This is a genomic window from Mycobacterium sp. E342 (assembly GCF_001667665.1).
Classification (GTDB): Bacteria; Actinomycetota; Actinomycetes; order Mycobacteriales; family Mycobacteriaceae; genus Mycobacterium.
On sequence record NZ_LZJM01000286.1, the window covers coordinates 22,493 to 36,494 of the forward strand.

The window sequence follows — 14,002 nt, forward strand, 5'->3', positions numbered from 1 at the left end:
CCAGCCATGTTAACCAGCAACGTTCGTATGCTCCCAGCGGCTATGATCCAGCTGTGGGGATCACTGACTACGGGTTTGCCGCTCGCTGATGCGCAGTCACGGTTGGGCCGGCAACACGCCCGCCTCCGACGAGGAGGCGATCGAGCGCATCCTGGATGCGGCCGACAGGATCATCGAGGAGCGCGGCTCGGCGCTGCGGATCGCCGACGTGGCACGGGCGCTCGGGGTCACCCGGCAGACCGTGTACCGGTACTTTCCGGGGACGCAGGCGCTGCTGGTGGCGTCGGCGATGCGGTCGGCCGACGGGTTCTTGGACCGGATGGCCGCCCACCTCGACGGTGTCACCGACCCGGTCGTGGCGATGACCGAAGGTATGGCATTCGCCATCGAGGAGCTGGCCTCGGACAACCAGGTGGAATTCGTGCTCAATCAACGCCACCGGGGCGGCCAGAAGGTGTCGATCATTTCCGATACCGCCCTGGCGTTCGGACGGTCCATGCTGCACCGCTACGACATCGATTGGGAGCGTTACGGTTTCGATGAGGACGGTCTCGACGAGCTGAATGAATTCAGCCTGCGGGTGCTGCACTCGTTTCTCGCCGACCCGGGGCGTCCGGCGCGCAGCGGTGCCGATCTGCGGCGCTACCTCACGCGTTGGCTCGGCCCGGCGATCGCCTATCCGCAGCTGCGGCGCGCGATGGACGCGCTGCAGAGCCCCGAGCCGCAGCGAACGCGGCGCCGCCCCTTCAAGGCATCCTGACCCGGGCCATCGGGCGGCGTTGACGACAACGACAAGGAGCGGGCATGACGGGCCTCGGACAGATCGCGCTCAACAGTGCGCCCGTCGTCGGTGGCGCGATGCTGGCGGTCGCCGCCGGCCAGTTCCGGGCGCCGGATTTCCGGGGGCTGATCAAAGACGACATGGATTTGTTGGACCGGCTCGAGGCCGGCGCCAGGCGCACCGAACTGCAACGCACCATCGACGCCCGCATCGACGACCTCATCGAGACCGCGGACCGGAGTAGGGCGCTGCGCAAGGCGGCGTTGTCTTACCAAGGGAACTGGCGCGACATCGTGCTCGTGGTTTGCGTGGTGTTGTTCACCATCATCTGGTGGGACGTCGACCACAGCAGGGGCAACTGGCTGCCGATGTTCGTGCTGCTGATCATCCTGACCGTGGTGAGCGCCGCCTATGCGTTTCGCGGCGTGCTGAGGGCCGCCCGTTCGTTGACGCACCGACGGCCCCAGGCCCCAGGAACGGACGCGACACGGTAGCCCGGCGCCGCCGGCAAACCACATAACGCGCGCGTTCTGGCACCCTGTGACAAGATCACGCTGTGAAGGCGCATACCCTCTGCGGTCTGATTTGTGCTGCGCTGGCACCCTTTTGGTCGCTGCCGGTGGCACCCATCGCCGTCGCCGAGCCATGCCCCGACGTCGAGGTGGTTTTCGCCCGGGGCACCAACGAGCCGCCCGGCGTCGGCCGTATCGGCCAGAGTTTCGTCGACTCCCTGCGCTCACACGTGGGCGGTAGGTCCCTGGGCGTGTATCCCGTCGACTACCCGGCGACCACCGACTTCCCCAGGGCCGTGGACGGCATCAGCGACGCGGGCGCCCACGTCCAACACATGGCGGTCTCCTGCCCCAGGACCAGGATGGTGCTGGGCGGATACTCCCAGGGCGCGGCCGTGATGGGTTTCGTCACCGAAAGCGCGGTCCCCGACGGCGTGCACCTGGTCCAGGCGCTGCAGCCGATGCCGGCCGACGTGGCCAACCACGTGGCCGCGGTGGCGCTCTTCGGAACGCCGTCGAACCAGTTCATGAGCATCATCAACGAGCCGCCCGTGACGATCGGCCCACCCTATGCGGCCAAGACCATCGAACTGTGCGTGCCCGGCGACCCGGTCTGTTCGGACGCCGTCAACCCCGCGGCGCACCGGCAGTACGTCGAAGCGGGCATGGTCGACCAGGCGGCGGATTTCGCCGCCGGCCGCCTCTAGCCCGGCCCCGACCCGGCATCGAGGACCTCGAGCGCGGCATCGATGTTCGGGACGACCGTCGGACCGTAACTTCTCACCAGCTGCCCGAGCGCGCGGGCGATGTGCGGTCCGACGGCGCCGGCGGCGAGGACCTCCTCGGCCAGGACGATGCCGTTCACCACGTGCGCGGCGCTCACGCGACCGTCGGCCGTCACCTCGTACCGCCAGTCGCCGATCTGCACCCGCTCCGGCTGAGACCGGAAGAAGCCGCGCCGCCCGGGAACGAGGATCACGCCCGGAACCCCGGAAAACACCTTGAGCACCAGCCCGACTCCCCCGGGACCGGCCAGGGCCGTTCCGACGACCCGGCCGATCCGCTCGTGATCGAGGCCCGTCATCAATCGCTCATGGGCAGGACGAACGACGGTGTCAGCGTTTGCGCCTCACCGCCGCGGCGCACCGCCGTGCCGGCCACGTAGAACTCGACGGTGTGGTGACCCCACGCGTAGTTCGAGATCGCGAAATGCACTCCGACGACACCGCTTGCGCCGTCGCGCTCGGCCTCACTCTGCATGCGTGACATCGCCAGCTCGCGGGCCTGATAGCTGCCCTGCGTCCATTGCGGCATCTCGGCATTGCGTCCGACCTGGCTGAGTGTGCGCAGGAAACCCTGTACCGCAACGTGAAACACGCAGTTGCCCATCACGAACGCGACGGGGGCGAACCCCGATCGCAGCAGGGTCGTCAGGTCCTGGCCGGACAGGTGACTGGTGAATGCCTGACCATTGGGACGCCGATAGGCGCCCGGCTGCTGCCTGTATCGCACCGCGGTTCCGACCGCGATGAACTCCAGGTGCTCGCCCTCCCCCTGATGCCGCCATTCGAGGCGGACGCCGACCACACCGTCGGCGCCAAGCGAGTCCGCCTCCGCCTGCATCCGCGACATGGCATTCCAGCGCGCGCGGTAGGTCGCATCGGTCAGAACAGGCAATTCGGATTGTTGGCGGATGCCGGTGAACTGATAACCGACGTGGTAGACCGAGACACCCATCACGAGTTCGATCGGTTCGAACCCGGCCCCGTGGAGCAGGGCGAATTCGTTGATCGAGAGGTCGGATGTGAAAACTTTGCCTGCGTGCGAGAGCCGTTCGCTGGCGACTGGGTCGAGCGGGTTCGGTTGCATTGTCAAAACGCCCTCCTGCTGTTCGCAGGTCAGCGTAGGCGGCCGGACCGCCGCGCACACCCATAACGTGCGACTTTCCGGTGGAGCCGTGGCGAAATATCGGCGGCTCGGCGGCGCCGGTCCCGGCTCGCGCACACCGGCCGGGCGGGGACCCGATGCACTTTGCTGCCGCCGTGGCGGCCGGCCGCCTGTCGCCCTGCGGCTCAGGGCGCGGCTTGCGCGGCGGCGATCATCTTGTGCACGTCGCCGACCGCCCAGGGTCCGGCGTCATGGTGGTCGCGGTAACCGAGCACCCGCGGGGTCGGCCGGTCGAAGCGGCCGACGAATCCGCCTGCGGCGACGAAGATCTGGCCCGTCACGGCCTGCGCGAGGTCACTCGCGAGGTAGGCGTACAGCGGAGCCACGAAGGCCGGCGGGGCGCTGTCCAACGAGGCCCGCATGGTCATTTCGTCCAGCAACCCGCGGCGGTGCAGGTCCCCGATGTGCTCCTCGTACTCGGCGCCCGTCGACAGGCGCGTGCGGGCGCCGGGACACACGACGTTGGCCCGCACGCCGTGCGCCTTCAATTCGGCGGCGACGGCCATGGTCAGCGCGTTCACCCCGCCTTTGCCCGCGGGATAGCCAGTGCCGCCGTAGTCGCCCAGGAACGCCACCGAGCTGGTGTTGACGATGGCGCCGTGACCCTGTGCCGCCATGACGCGCGCCGCCGCCCGCGACGTGTGGAACGCCGAGCCGAGGTGGGCGCTGACCAGGCGGTCGAAGTCTTCGGGCGAGATGTTCAGGATCGAGGAGCCGGGCGGTTCGGCGATCCCGACGCAGTTGATCATGGCGTCCAGCCGCCCGTGGGTCCGCACGCAGTCCTCGACGAGGGTCCCGGCGATGCGCTCCTCGTCAGCGGGCCCGACCACCGCGCTGGCATGTCCGCCCGCCGCCGTGATCGCGGCAACGGTCTCCTCGACGGCGTCCCCGTCGCGCCCGTTGACGACCACGCCGGCCCCCAGGTCGCAGAGCAGTTCGGCCACCGCGCGCCCGATCCCACGGCTGCCGCCGGCCACCACCACGCCGCGCCCGTCCAGCAGGCGTCCGTCGCCGCTCATCACCACGACCATCGTATTACGTTGTGCGGGAGGCGTTCTGAGCGCCGATCGAGTGCCGGCGGTGGGAGCTCGGTCACGAACATTAGGCGAACAGTACCCAGCCCGGACACAAATGAGAACCGCAGCCAGCATTTTCGCGCCGGCGAAACCCCGCCAACGTGGGGAAGCGGCACCGGGTGTGCCCACCGCAAACCTCGCGGCCGGTCATCCGGGCGGGCGGCTCCGCATTCTGCGCCGGACCACCGGTTCTCGCCCGCTGGCCTGCGCATACGTCGGCGATTGTGCCCATGCGGCCCGTGATGAGGTCGATCGGTTTGCGACGAGCCTTTCGCAATGATCCGGGGCCGCCTTGCCCTGAGCGATCGCGGGCCCATGGGATGAGGCGTATAGTCACCAGTGAAGTCCGTTATGGACGTGTCGCCGTTTAGCTCAAAGCGGCCAGTCAGCCGCACGGCTACTGAGCTTGACATGGCTCCGGCGACGAACACCCGAGTCATCTCCTTCTGGTAGCCCGCGCGTTGGATAACCGACCAGTCCGCGGATACAGGTGCAGTGAGGCGACTCTGCGCATAGCTGCCACGCCCCACTGCACACGACTCAGAGGAGTGAGTCAGCAATGCAAACGTATTGGTACACAGAACTTTTCCGGATCAGCCGCGCCAACATCGGGCGCGTGCGCCTATGACCGATGTCATCACCCCCACCCGTCCGGCCCCATGCCGCGACACCAAAGCCGACGATTCCTACGACGACGTGGTCGAAATGTTCGTGGCGCTGCGCCAGATGCCGGCCGAGTCGCACGAGTACAGCCGCCAGCGCGAACGAATCGTGGCACGATGCCTGCCGCTGGCCGACCATGTGGCCAGCCACTTCGCGCGCCGCGGGGAAGGTCTCGACGACCTCGTCCAGGTGGCGCGGCTTGGCCTGATGAACGCGATCAATCGGTTCGATCCCGCCAAGGGTCCCAGCTTCATCGGCTTCGCCGTCCCGACCATGATGGGCGAGGTTCGGCGGTACTTCCGTGACTACAGCTGGGGCATGCGCGTCCCGCGGCGGCTGCGTGAATTGCACGTACAGATCAGCAGGACGACCGGCGACCTGGCCCAGAAGCTGGGACGGGCGCCCACCGCGGGCGAGCTCTCGCGAGCGCTGGAAGTCCCCCGTGAGGAGATCGTCGAGTGCCTCGTGGCGGGCGACGCCTACCGGCTGGATTCCCTGGACGCGCCGGTGGGTACCGACGGCTCGGGGTCGCCCAGGCTGGTCGCTGATTCGGTCGGTGGCATCGATCCGCAGATCGAGCACATCACCAACCGGGAGGCGCTGCGCGTCGTGGTGGCCGCACTTCCGGGCCGCGAACGCGAGGTCTTGCGCATGCGGTTCTTCGAGTCGATGACGCAGAGCCAGATCGCCGAGCGCATCGGCGTGTCGCAAATGCAGGTGTCCCGCATCCTGGCCAGCACCCTGCGCTGCCTGCGCGACCAACTCGAGTAGCCCTCATCCCCGCTCCAGGGGCCTTCGGCGCCGCGTCGGCGCCGCGCCGCAATGTACTGTGCGATTCGGGAACGAACTCGACTGTGGCGCCGGAGGCGGCCTGGAAGGGAGCGCGAGCGATGACGACTTCACGGACGGTGACCGCGGGTGTCGCGGCGGCGGCGGCGCTGGCAGTGGCGATAGCGGGGTGCAGCAAGCATTCGACGCCGTCGACGCCCAAGCCCGGGTCGTCCAGCTCGGCCACCAGCGCACCGAGTTCGACACCGACCTCGTCGGCATCCGCGCAGGCGAACCAGTACGTCGGGCTGTTGATCCAGGCGAGCGACATCAACGCGCCGATCCCGTTCACCGCCACCCCGCCGACCAGCAACCCGAACGGTCAGCCGGGCGTCGCGACGACGTTCAAAGACGAGGACGGCAGCCACGTCATCAAGGACACGATCCAGGTGCTCGCGGACCCCGACGCCGCCACGAACGCGTTGAACGCGGCCAAGGGCGCGCAGGGCGACGTGATCAAGAACCCGACCACCCAAGCCGCCAATGTGGGCACGGGTGGAACAACGCTGATGGGGAATTCCCCGGACAAGAGCAAGGGCGTGACGATACTGCTGTTCACCGAGGGCAAGGCGTTCGTCACGCTGGAATTCGACGGGCCGCCCGACACGCTTGCCCCCGCGGACTTCGTCAACGACGTGGGCCAAAAGCAGGACGCGGCCATCAAGAAGGGGCTCGGCGGCTGAGCGCCGGTTGATCGCCCAACACACCAAGGAGATCGATGACCGTCATCAACGGCCTGCCCGCCCATGCCCTGCTGCTGCACTTCGTGGTGGTGCTCGTGCCGCTGACCGCCGTGCTGGAGATTGTGTGCGTGTTGTGGCCGACGGCGCGCCGGGGCCCGCTGTTGTGGCTCGCGTTGATATCGGCCGTCGCCACCATGGTGTTGACGCCGATCACGGTTGACGCCGGGGAATGGCTCTACGACCTGAGGGCCAAACCCAGCGCCATCTTGCAAAAGCACGCCGACCTGGGCGCCACGATGACCTACTTCTCCGCCGCACTGCTGGCGGCCGCGCTGGTGCTGGTGGTGATGCGCGTGATCGAAAACCGCTCGGAGAAGAGCCGCGTCGTCGTCCGGGCGACTATCGCGATAATGGTGCTCGCCGTCGCCATCTCATCGATGGTCCAGATCTACCGCGTGGGTGATGCTGGGGCCCAATCGGTTTGGGGCGGCGAAATCGCGCGCCTGGAACAATCCCACCGCCCGGGTTAGCGGTCGCAGAGGCGCCTACTGCATAGGCGTGAGCAGGAACAGCCGGAATTGGCGCCCCTTCGCGAGATCCTGGGCCACCTGATAGTTCGGCCAGTGCGCCAGCACCGTGAACCACGCCTCGTCGCGCTCGTCGCCGGTGAGCAACCGCACCGTCGCGACGAAACGCTGACCGCGCCTGCGGACCGTAACCCGTTGCGTGGCCTTCAGATTCGCCGACCACGACGGGTGGCGATCCCGGCCCCAGTTCGAGCCGACCAGCAACAACCCGCCCTCGACGGGCACGTACTGCACCGTCGCCGTGCGCGCCAGCCCGGTTTTGCGGCCCGACGTCGTGACCTGCACGTTGGGCAGACCGGCGAGGTCCAGAACACCGAGCCGCCCGTTGGTCGCGAACCGCAGCAGCGCCTCGAGCCCTTCAGCGACCGGCCGACCATTCAGGACGAGCCGGCGGTAGGCCGCCGGACTGCGAGTCACCCGCTGGAGCGGATTCATACGAAGACTGTATTCCCGCCCGGCCCGGCCCGGGCGTCGGAGCAATGAAATCACCTTGAAGAGCCGGGGATTGAGGATCCGGACGCTTACCGCGTCGCGCGACGGCCGCCACGCGCGTTAAATAAATTCCTTGATTTAATCGATCCCGCGGTGTTCACTGAGGCGATGACCGCCGAGCGGATCGCTCGCTCCGACGGGTCGAACTGCAGATCGTCCTGCCCACCCCGCTGCGCCGCGTCCCGACGCTGCGGTTCGCGGTACCGCCGGACCAATTGCCGTTCAAACACGACGCGCTGGCCTATGGCGTCTATGAGCTTCCGGTGACATGGTGAACCCACGTCGGCTTCAGCCGCGCACCCTGTACCCGGAGGGGAACATCAGAAACGTCCTCAGGCTCTGAGATGACCCATTCGCTCACCGCTCACGGCTCCGTGATCGAGATACCGGACGAACCTGACCGGGTCCGCATGCGGGCCGAGATCGGGGCGCGGCTGCGGTCCGCGATGGCCGACCACGGCGTCGACGCGTTGATCCTGTTGATGAACGGGTATGTCGGGTACGCGACCGGCGCCAGCTGGCCGCTGCTGGACGCCGGCCTGTCACACGTTGAGCGCCCGGTCGCCGTGGTGCTCGCCGACGACGAACACCCGCACCTGTTCATGCCGTTCCGCGGTGGGGCGTCCGCGGAGTCACCGGTGCCCGACGATCATCTGCACGGTCCGGTTTACCTCGAATTCGACCACGGTGTGGAGCAATTCGCGCGCGAGCTGGCCGGGCTGATCCCGCCGGGTGCGAACGTCGCCGTGGACGAGCTGACCGGGGCGATGCGCAGGGCCGGCCGCGCGCTGTTCCCCGCGGGCGCGCCGACGGATGCGGCGATCGTGCTCGCCGACGCGCAACTGGTGAAGACGCGAGACGAGCTGTCGTGCCTTCGCCGCGCGGCCCGCATCACCGAACAAGCGATCGTGGACGTGCAGCGGGCCCTGGTGCCGGGGGTGCGGCAGACCGACCTGTCGGCCACGCTGGTCCGTCGCGCATTCGAGCTGGGCGCCACCACCAACATGCTGGAGGCCATCTGGCAGGTGATGCCGAGCTCACGGGAAACCGGGGTGTGGACGACGCACGGCGACCTTGCGCTGCCGCTGCTGCCCACCGATCGTGAGATCGCCGCCGGTGACGTGCTGTGGACCGATATCAGCATCACCTACCTCGGGTACTGCTCGGACTTCGGCCGGACCTGGGTGGTCGGCGAACGGCCCACTCCGCGGCAGCAGGACCAGTTCCGGCAATGGCGGACCATCCTGGATGCGGTGCTCGCGGTGACCAAAGCCGGCGTCACCTCGGGTGATCTTGCGCGCGCGGCGATCACCGCCAATGGCGGCCGCAAACCGTGGTTGCCGCATTTCTATCTGGGCCACGGCATCGGCACCTATCCCGCCGAAGCCCCCATGATCGGAACGGATCTCGGCGAAGAGTTCGACGATAACTTCGTCTTCCCGCCCGGGATGGTTCTGGTTCTGGAACCCGTGGTGTGGGAGGACGGAACAGGCGGCTATCGCAGTGAGGAGATCGTGGTGATCACCGAAGACGGCTACCAGCCGATCACCGACTACCCCTACTCCCCCTATGGCGACTGACCTGCTGCCCGACGCGTACGCGCTGCGGACGGGGCGTCGGGAACGCGCACTGGCCCAAATGGATGCACACGGACTCGACATCCTCGTGCTCGGGCGGCAGGCCAACATTCGTTACGTCACCGGCGCCCCGCAGCTGTGGATCGCCGGGACGCGGCCGTTCGGTCCGATGTGCGTGCTGGTACGCGCCACCGCGGACATCTACCTCAACAGCACCGACGACGAGGGCGTCCCGGACGAGATCGGGCACGATCACCTCTACGGGTTGGCCTGGAACCCGATGACCCTGATCGACGTGCTGAAGAAGATCGACGGCGCCGACACGGCCCGGCGCGTCGGAACCGATGCGATAACACCGACTTTCGCCGCGCTGCTGCCCGAAGCCTTTCCCAACGCCGACATCGTCGACGCTGAACCGGCCATGCGGGCGGCGCGGCGGGTCAAGACGGCCGACGAGATCGGGGCGATGACCACCGCGCTGCGCATCTCCGAACGCGGATTGGCCGCCGCCCTCGCCGAATTCGGGCCCGGAGTGCCGGAGCGGACGCTGGCCGCGGCGATGATGGAGGCCATGGCCGCGGGCGGGATCAGCACACCGGCCACCCAGGACGCCGCCTGGGTCACGTCGAAGGAACATCCTTGGCGGCGCGCAGATTTGGGTGAGGTGCGCCCGGGCGACCTGGTCGCGTTCGCCGCGGGTGCCCTGGCGAACGGATACGTCGCGGAAGTGGGTCGGACCTGGCCGGCGGGCGCCGGCGTCGACGGGTCCGGGCGCGAGTTGTTCGCGCGGTCGGACACGTTGTACGACAACATGCTTGCGGCCTGTCGGCCCGGCATGCCCACCTCCGGCTTGGTGGCCGCATACGACGCGGCCGGCGAACCGATTCCGCCGATGCCGATCGCGCACGGCTTGGGGCTGGGGTTCGATCCACCCGTGGTGTCGCAATCGTTGTTGGCTGCCGGCGAACAGGACCAGCTGGAGGCGGGCATGGTAGTGGCGATCACAGCGTACGTTTGGCAGGAGGGCGTCGGGGCGGTATTCCGCCGGGATACGGTCCACATCACCGAGGGCGGCGCCGAGGTGATGACGACCAGCCCAGTGTGGGACGGCGCCTGATCACTCCCCAGCCCTCGGCCGGCCCGCTGAAATCACCTGTGTCACTTTGGCTTCAGTGGTCTCTACTAGGCCATTTTTGTCGGTAGGGGTAGCTAGTTTGGCGGTATGAGTCCAAGCGGTCATCCAGATGTCGACGCGGTGTTCGACGACCTCGATGCAGTCTTAGCTCGCGCCCGCGCGTTGCCCGTGGACGCGATGACCGTCTCGCAGCAGCTGGCAATGCTGGAACGCAGTGAAGGGGCGCGCCGACAACTACCGGCCATCGAGCATCCGCTGATGAACAATCTGGCCCGCCAGGCTACGCCCGAAGAACTCGGCGGCACGCTGTCCCATGCGATCGCCGAATCGGCGTTGATCAGCCGCGCCGAAGCGTCGAGGCGCATCAAGGAGGCGACCGACCTCGGGCCGCGTTGCGGCCTGACGGGTGAACCGCTGGAGCCGCCTCTGCCGGCGACGGCTGCCGCCCAACGCGAAGGAAGGCTCGGCACCGGGCAAGTGGCCGTGATCCGCAGGTTTTTTCATCATCTGCCGGGGTGGGTGGACTTCGCCACCCGCCACGCGATCGAGGCGGACCTGGCCACGCACGGAACGCAGTATCGCCCCGAACAATTGGCCGAGCTGGCCGACCATATCGCCGACTGCCTGAACCCTGACGGTACCTATACCGACGAGGACCGCGCCCGGCGGCGCGGCCTCACGCTGGGCAAGCAGGGCCCCGACGGCATGTCCGAACTCCGCGGCATGCTGTCCCCCGAACTGCGGGCCACCCTGGAAGCGGTGCTGGCCAAGCTCGCCGCACCGGGCATGTGCAATCCGTTCGACGACACGCCCCCCGTTGATGGCGCCCCCAGCCAGGAGACGATCGACCGCGACGCCCGCTCGGTGGCGCAGCGCAACCACGATGGACTCAATGCGGGCTTGAGAGCACTGCTGGCCTCGGGAAAGCTGGGTCAGCACAACGGGTTGCCGGCCTCCATCGTCATCACTACGACGCTGCAAGACCTCGAGTCGGCCGCGGGGCGCGGCCTGACCGGTGGCGGCACCACCCTGCCGATGAGCGATGTGATCCGGCTGGCCCGCCACGCGCACCACTACCTGGCCGTCTTCGACAAGGGCAAGGCCCTGGCGTTGTACCACACCAAGCGGCTCGCCTCGCGCGGCCAGCGGATCGTGCTCTACGCCAAGGACCGTGGTTGCTCGGCACCCGGCTGCACCGTGCCTGGCTACCTTTCCGAGGTCCACCACGTCACCGACTGGGTCAAGTGCCGCAGCACCGACGTCAACGGCCTCACCTTCGCCTGCGGGGCCCACCACCGGATGCTCAAACCCGGCGGCTGGACCACCCACAAGAACGCCAGGGGCGACACGGAATGGATACCGCCGCCGCACCTCGACAGGGACCGCCCGCGCACCAACACTTTTCATCATCCGGAGAAGCTGCTGCGCGACGGCGATGACGATGACGATGACGCGGCATAGGTCAGCGGTCGCGCGAGAACTTCACGAACAGATCGATGGGCAAGCCGGACGCCGGCTTGGCGTATTCGACCGTGAGAGCGGCCTTGTGGCCCGTGCTGCCGACGGCGACATTGCCTTCGGAAACCCGTCAGCGCCGACATGCCAGCCCGTCCAATGGGTCAGGGCTTTGCGCGCCCTGAGCGGCTCAGGCGCCACTCAGGCGGGAAATTCAGGTCGTTGTCCTTGACCACATTGTTCAGGCCCTTCTCGAACGTGCCCGCGGCCAGATCGACTTCCTCCGCGTCGTTGGTGATCATCGGGAGCATGCCCTCGACCATGCCGGTGAGCAGGCTGCCGAAGTATTCGCCCTTGTGCTGCTTGTAGAGCTCCAGGAAGGTCTTCTGCACCGCGACCGTGTCGGTCGGGCGGGAGCGCGAACACGCCATCGCGTACTTCAGCGTCTCTTCTTCGAGCTTCTCCCTGGGCACCACGCTGTTGACGAAGCCGCATTCGTACATCTCTTTGGCAGTGAACGGGCGCCCGGTGAATAGCATTTCGGAGAACTTGCGCAGGCCCATCGTCTCGGCCCACCACCACAGCCGCGGGCCCCAGCCCACGTAGCGGAAGGCCGGGTGCCCGAACAGGGCGTCGTCGGAGGACACCACCAGGTCGGCGTCGCCGGCCTGGTAGAAGTGCCAGCCGTAGCAATAGCCCTTGGCCTCGATGATGCTGATCTTGCGCAGCTCCTGGAGTGGGCGGTTTCCGGCGCGGGCCTTGGCGTAGAAGTCGGTGACCGTCGACAGGTAGCGGTAGGACCCGCCGGGCGGGTACTTGACGTCGTCGTCGTTGATCGCCAGCTCGTGCAGCAGCGGCATCCCGGGGTTCTCCAGCATTCCCCGCTGTTCGGGCAGATCACCGCCGCTGCCGAAATCCTCACCCTCGCCGCGGATCACGACGACCTTGACGTCGTCGTCCACGTTGCACTTGTGGATCAGATCGGCGTAGTTGTGCCGCATGCCCAAGGTGGTGGAGTTGAGCTCCTCGGGACGGTTGAAGGTGATGTAGGCGATCCGGTTCTTCTTGTCCTTCTCGAACTTGATGTACTGCTCGGCTTCCTTCTTCATTTCTTCGTAGTCGTATTCGGGCATGTTCTTCTCCAACTTCTGTTGAATGTGCGGCTATTTGAGCAAGCTGCCCGCGTCTACGGGAAGCGAAACGCCGGTGACATAACGAGATTCGTCAGAGGCGAGGAACAGGACCGCGTTGCTGATGTCCGCGGTGTCGACCCACGGCACCGGCAGGGTGTGCATCATCTGGGAGATGGGGGCGAAGTCGTCGGGACCCGGATTCTCCAGGTCCGGGCGAAACAGCCGGAATGTGTTGTCATTCATCACCATCGTGGTGCTCACCTGGGTGGGCAGCACCGCGTTGACGCGGATCATGTGCTGGCCGAGCTCGACGGCGAAGGCACGCATCAGGCCGATGACGCCGTGCTTGGCCGCGATGTAGTGGCCGGTATTCGGATACGCCTTGCGCCCGCCGACCGAGCTGGTGAGCACGATCGACCCGCCGCGACCACCCGAAAGGATGTGTGGGACGCCCGCTTTGACCGTATGCCAGACGCCGCTCAGGTTGATGTCGATCATGTCCTGCCAGACGTTCTCCCGAATCTTGTGCAGCTTCCTGCCGTCGGTGCCCACGCCCGCGTTCGCGACGATGATGTCGAGCCGCCCGAGTTGTTCGACACCGCCGTCCACCGCGGATTTCAGCCCCTCGTAGTCGCGGACGTCCACCTGCGCGGTGACGATGCGACGGTCCTGGGCTTTCACCAAGTCGGCCGTCTCGGCCAGGTCTTCCGGCGTCGAGTGGGGATAGGCCAGGTTTTCAATCGGCCCGCAAACGTCGATGGCGATGATGTCGGCGCCCTCCTGCGCCAGGCGCACCGCATGGCTGCGGCCCTGGCCCCGGGCGGCGCCGCTGACGAAGGCGACCTTGCCCTCGACGCGGCCGGTCATCTGGGCACCAAAGCCGGCATGCACTCCCAGCCCCGCACGGTCGAGGTCGGGCTCAGCGTGGCGTTGGCGAGGTCGACCTCCCACTCGGTGAACCGTTTCAAGATCTCCTCCAGCGCGACCCGGCCCTCCAGGCGCGCGAGCGCGGACCCCAGGCAGAAGTGGGTGCCCACGCTGAAGGTGAGGTGGGGGCGGACGGTGCCCGAGGGCAGCGTCCTGATGATGCTCATCGGTGCGGCCTGCCGCGACGAACGCCAATTCGGGACCGA

The 14,002-nt window shown here is 67.4% G+C and carries 16 protein-coding genes and 1 pseudogene; 10 read left to right on the plus strand and 7 right to left on the minus strand.

Annotated elements, in window-relative coordinates:
* Positions 1-88: 88 nt before the first annotated feature.
* The 3 genes from A5692_RS23200 (at position 89) to A5692_RS23210 (ending at position 2,000) form a co-directional block, all read left to right on the plus strand.
* On the plus strand, positions 89-760 hold the full coding sequence (locus A5692_RS23200) for a TetR/AcrR family transcriptional regulator (protein WP_068060450.1): 672 nt from the start codon (positions 89-91) through the stop codon (positions 758-760).
* 44 nt (positions 761-804) lie between these two features.
* Positions 805-1,275 carry a hypothetical protein gene (locus tag A5692_RS23205; protein WP_068060453.1) on the plus strand — a complete coding sequence of 157 codons (471 nt, stop codon included), beginning with the start codon at positions 805-807 and terminating at the stop codon, positions 1,273-1,275.
* A gap of 86 nt (positions 1,276-1,361) precedes the next feature.
* On the plus strand, positions 1,362-2,000 hold the full coding sequence (locus A5692_RS23210; protein ID WP_156766231.1) for a cutinase family protein: 639 nt from the start codon (positions 1,362-1,364) through the stop codon (positions 1,998-2,000).
* On the opposite strand, the gene A5692_RS23215 is transcribed toward A5692_RS23210, so the two are convergent.
* From A5692_RS23215 to A5692_RS23225, 3 genes are all read right to left on the minus strand, one after another.
* Positions 1,997-2,377, minus strand: a complete 381-nt coding sequence (locus tag A5692_RS23215; RefSeq protein ID WP_068060456.1) for a DUF5073 family protein — start codon at positions 2,375-2,377, stop codon at positions 1,997-1,999. The two genes, A5692_RS23210 and A5692_RS23215, sit on opposite strands and share 4 nt — an antisense overlap.
* Entirely contained in the window at positions 2,377-3,162 is a 786-nt protein-coding gene (locus tag A5692_RS23220; RefSeq protein WP_068060459.1) for a heavy metal-binding domain-containing protein, read from the minus strand. Before A5692_RS23220 ends, A5692_RS23215 begins: the two co-directional genes overlap by 1 nt.
* Before the next feature lie 203 nt (positions 3,163-3,365).
* On the minus strand, positions 3,366-4,259 hold the full coding sequence (locus A5692_RS23225) for an SDR family NAD(P)-dependent oxidoreductase (RefSeq protein ID WP_068060502.1): 894 nt from the start codon (positions 4,257-4,259) through the stop codon (positions 3,366-3,368).
* A 681-nt stretch (positions 4,260-4,940) separates the two neighbouring features.
* Here A5692_RS23225 and A5692_RS23230 point away from each other — a divergent pair.
* The 3 genes from A5692_RS23230 to A5692_RS23240 all read left to right on the plus strand — a co-directional run bounded on the left by A5692_RS23230 (position 4,941) and on the right by A5692_RS23240 (position 7,020).
* Positions 4,941-5,750, plus strand: coding sequence for a SigB/SigF/SigG family RNA polymerase sigma factor (locus tag A5692_RS23230; RefSeq protein ID WP_068060462.1), 810 nt, complete (start codon positions 4,941-4,943; stop codon positions 5,748-5,750).
* 119 nt (positions 5,751-5,869) lie between these two features.
* A complete protein-coding gene (locus tag A5692_RS23235; RefSeq protein WP_068060464.1) occupies positions 5,870-6,490 on the plus strand; it encodes a hypothetical protein in 621 nt (206 codons plus the stop codon).
* Positions 6,491-6,525: 35 nt separating this feature from the next.
* The gene (locus tag A5692_RS23240) at positions 6,526-7,020 is read left to right on the plus strand and encodes a DUF2231 domain-containing protein (protein ID WP_068060467.1); all 495 of its coding nucleotides are present in this window, start codon (positions 6,526-6,528) and stop codon (positions 7,018-7,020) included.
* A 15-nt stretch (positions 7,021-7,035) separates the two neighbouring features.
* Here the strand turns inward: A5692_RS23240 and A5692_RS23245 are convergent, their stop codons facing one another.
* On the minus strand, positions 7,036-7,512 hold the full coding sequence (locus A5692_RS23245; RefSeq protein ID WP_068060470.1) for a nitroreductase family deazaflavin-dependent oxidoreductase: 477 nt from the start codon (positions 7,510-7,512) through the stop codon (positions 7,036-7,038).
* A gap of 182 nt (positions 7,513-7,694) precedes the next feature.
* Between A5692_RS23245 and A5692_RS29255 the strand changes: the two are divergent.
* The 4 genes and pseudogenes from A5692_RS29255 to A5692_RS23260 form a co-directional block, all read left to right on the plus strand.
* Positions 7,695-7,844: pseudogene (locus A5692_RS29255) on the plus strand (cytochrome P450); the annotation flags it as partial.
* A gap of 69 nt (positions 7,845-7,913) precedes the next feature.
* The gene (locus A5692_RS23250) at positions 7,914-9,149 is read left to right on the plus strand and encodes a Xaa-Pro peptidase family protein (protein WP_068060473.1); all 1,236 of its coding nucleotides are present in this window, start codon (positions 7,914-7,916) and stop codon (positions 9,147-9,149) included.
* Positions 9,139-10,263, plus strand: a complete 1,125-nt coding sequence (locus A5692_RS23255) for a Xaa-Pro peptidase family protein (RefSeq protein ID WP_068060477.1) — start codon at positions 9,139-9,141, stop codon at positions 10,261-10,263. The genes A5692_RS23250 and A5692_RS23255 overlap by 11 nt, the downstream gene beginning before the upstream one ends.
* 105 nt (positions 10,264-10,368) lie before the next feature.
* Complete coding sequence (locus A5692_RS23260; protein WP_068060480.1) at positions 10,369-11,742, plus strand: HNH endonuclease signature motif containing protein; 1,374 nt, start codon at positions 10,369-10,371, stop codon at positions 11,740-11,742.
* 158 nt (positions 11,743-11,900) lie between these two features.
* Here the strand turns inward: A5692_RS23260 and A5692_RS23265 are convergent, their stop codons facing one another.
* From A5692_RS23265 to A5692_RS23275, 3 genes are all read right to left on the minus strand, one after another.
* Complete coding sequence (locus A5692_RS23265) at positions 11,901-12,869, minus strand: enoyl-CoA hydratase/isomerase family protein (protein ID WP_068060483.1); 969 nt, start codon at positions 12,867-12,869, stop codon at positions 11,901-11,903.
* Between the two features lie 30 nt (positions 12,870-12,899).
* Entirely contained in the window at positions 12,900-13,736 is an 837-nt protein-coding gene (locus tag A5692_RS23270; RefSeq protein WP_068060486.1) for a mycofactocin-coupled SDR family oxidoreductase, read from the minus strand.
* The coding region (locus tag A5692_RS23275; protein ID WP_231984430.1) for a cytochrome P450 at positions 13,733-14,002 on the minus strand (270 nt) is incomplete at its 5' end. The genes A5692_RS23270 and A5692_RS23275, both read right to left, overlap by 4 nt.

Coding starts and splice junctions, on each gene's coding strand:
- A5692_RS23200 (WP_068060450.1), top strand. CDS start 89: ATGCGCAGTCACGGTTGGGCCGGCAACACGCCCGCCTCCGACGAGGAG.
- A5692_RS23205 (WP_068060453.1), top strand. CDS start 805: ATGACGGGCCTCGGACAGATCGCGCTCAACAGTGCGCCCGTCGTCGGT.
- A5692_RS23215 (WP_068060456.1), bottom strand. CDS start 2,377: ATGACGGGCCTCGATCACGAGCGGATCGGCCGGGTCGTCGGAACGGCC.
- A5692_RS23220 (WP_068060459.1), bottom strand. CDS start 3,162: ATGCAACCGAACCCGCTCGACCCAGTCGCCAGCGAACGGCTCTCGCAC.
- A5692_RS23225 (WP_068060502.1), bottom strand. CDS start 4,259: ATGAGCGGCGACGGACGCCTGCTGGACGGGCGCGGCGTGGTGGTGGCC.
- A5692_RS23230 (WP_068060462.1), top strand. CDS start 4,941: ATGACCGATGTCATCACCCCCACCCGTCCGGCCCCATGCCGCGACACC.
- A5692_RS23235 (WP_068060464.1), top strand. CDS start 5,870: ATGACGACTTCACGGACGGTGACCGCGGGTGTCGCGGCGGCGGCGGCG.
- A5692_RS23240 (WP_068060467.1), top strand. CDS start 6,526: ATGACCGTCATCAACGGCCTGCCCGCCCATGCCCTGCTGCTGCACTTC.
- A5692_RS23245 (WP_068060470.1), bottom strand. CDS start 7,512: ATGAATCCGCTCCAGCGGGTGACTCGCAGTCCGGCGGCCTACCGCCGG.
- A5692_RS23250 (WP_068060473.1), top strand. CDS start 7,914: ATGACCCATTCGCTCACCGCTCACGGCTCCGTGATCGAGATACCGGAC.
- A5692_RS23255 (WP_068060477.1), top strand. CDS start 9,139: ATGGCGACTGACCTGCTGCCCGACGCGTACGCGCTGCGGACGGGGCGT.
- A5692_RS23260 (WP_068060480.1), top strand. CDS start 10,369: ATGAGTCCAAGCGGTCATCCAGATGTCGACGCGGTGTTCGACGACCTC.
- A5692_RS23265 (WP_068060483.1), bottom strand. CDS start 12,869: ATGCCCGAATACGACTACGAAGAAATGAAGAAGGAAGCCGAGCAGTAC.
- A5692_RS23270 (WP_068060486.1), bottom strand. CDS start 13,736: ATGACCGGCCGCGTCGAGGGCAAGGTCGCCTTCGTCAGCGGCGCCGCC.